The following is a 657-nucleotide window of genomic DNA, read 5'->3' as shown; positions in this document are numbered from 1 at the left end:
AAAGGCATGCAGGTGTTCGCTATCCAGAGCCGCAAGTGTGGTGGTGGAAATCTGACCGGCCTGAACAGGCGTCATCGCCTGCAATGTTTGAAGGCTCAGGTTATTTAACCAACCCGCCGAGAACCAGTTCATACCGATACTGATGTTTTGCACCTGTTCTGGTGTGAAAGCGCTCGCAGTGGCATCCGACATCCAGGATGGGTGGTACATCGCCTTAATTTGTGCAGGACTTAAGGTGGCAACCTGAAGTGCAGTTAATCCTTCATATTCCGTTTTGCTTAAACCGTTAATAGCTGATTCAGACAGTTGGGAAATATTTAACAGCCCGAACTGTTGGCTATTCAGTGCACTTAAGTGCGTTATTGCAGCAACCTGATCCGCACTTAAATGCGAAAGCACGTTATCACTCAAAGCAGGCATTTGAGCGGCTGTAAATCCACTTACCGCCGCAACCGACAGCAAGTCTACGTATTGCAGGGCATTAATTTGTTCCGCGCTTAATGCCGAGATCTGTTTTGCGCTAAGCCCCGCATATTCAGTCGAGGTTAAATTGGCAATCACAGAAACCGGTAAACCAGAAATATTTAACAAGCCAAACTGAGCGCTAGTCAGCTCCTGTAAACTATTCATTGCCACAACTTGTTCGGCTGTGAGTTG

1 protein-coding gene is annotated in these 657 nt (G+C 47.3%); it reads right to left on the bottom strand.

Going from position 1 to position 657, the window contains the following annotated elements; all coding sequences use genetic code 11:
- A partial coding sequence (locus tag M977_RS15920) for a hypothetical protein (protein ID WP_209438607.1) occupies positions 1-630 on the bottom strand: 630 nt, incomplete at its 3' end.
- Positions 631-657 lie beyond the last annotated feature (27 nt).

Origin of the sequence: Buttiauxella gaviniae ATCC 51604 (genome assembly GCF_001654835.1) — a bacterium.
Lineage (GTDB): Bacteria > Pseudomonadota > Gammaproteobacteria > Enterobacterales > Enterobacteriaceae > Buttiauxella > Buttiauxella gaviniae.
The sequence above is the reverse complement of the archived record's forward strand: the minus strand, read 5'-3'. Positions and strand labels throughout refer to the sequence as shown.